Here is a 381-nt window from a genome sequence, read left to right on the forward strand (position 1 = left end):
GCAGCAGAGTACCGGCGAGATGCTGAAAGCCGCATTCAGCGAGCACGAGCAGTCTGTCAGAGCGGAACTGAGCGCAAGCGCGAGGAGAATCAGCGACGCCATCCTCGCCCACGAGCAGAGTATGAGCGAGGCGATGGAGAAAAACCGGCGGAGCGTACTGCGGACTGCCGGGCGGACATGGCTCACCATCCTGATGGTGTCAGCGCTGCTGATCGGCACGAGCGGGAGCATTCTGTGGTGGCAGGGGCAGCAGATAACCGACAATTACACGCATCTTCGTCAGCAGGAAGATACCCTGGCGAAAATGACCGCCCGGACGTGGGGAGTGCGCTATCAGGAGAGCAGCGACGGCCGGAGGTTTCTTATCCTGCCGCCGGGGAT

1 protein-coding gene is annotated in these 381 nt (G+C 61.7%); it reads left to right on the forward strand.

The window, feature by feature from the left end; all coding sequences use genetic code 11:
* Window positions 1–381, forward strand: a 381-nt coding sequence (locus ACMWKA_RS25745) for an MbeB family mobilization protein (protein ID WP_414760696.1), incomplete at both ends; no start/stop codon positions are given.

Source organism: Enterobacter sp. 03-F-07-AD-ECC (assembly GCF_047530935.1).
GTDB classification, from domain to species: domain Bacteria; phylum Pseudomonadota; class Gammaproteobacteria; order Enterobacterales; family Enterobacteriaceae; genus Enterobacter; species Enterobacter cloacae.